General features: G+C 66.0%; 1 protein-coding gene. It reads right to left on the minus strand.

Going from position 1 to position 235, the window contains the following annotated elements:
- On the minus strand, positions 1–235 hold a 235-nt coding region (locus AAEZ09_RS29225), incomplete at both ends, for a TerC family protein (protein ID WP_502947626.1).

The raw sequence follows: 235 nt of genomic DNA on the forward strand, positions 1-235 counted from the left end.
GTCGCCTTCCACACGAGGAACAGGCCGCCCGACAGCAGGATCATGTCGCGCCACGAGAACGCATGGTCGAACAGCGTGAACACGGGTTCGGTCAGGCTCGCGATCCACGCGACGCTGCCCAGCAGCGCCAGGCGCATCACCAGCGCGAGCCCGATGCCGAGGCGCTGCGTGCGTGCGCGCTGCGCTTCGGGCAGCTTGTTGCTGAGGATCGAGATGAAGATCAGGTTGTCGATGC

This window comes from Pseudomonas sp. 65/3-MNA-CIBAN-0223, assembly GCF_040310425.1.
Taxonomy (GTDB): domain Bacteria; phylum Pseudomonadota; class Gammaproteobacteria; order Pseudomonadales; family Pseudomonadaceae; genus Aquipseudomonas; species Aquipseudomonas gregormendelii.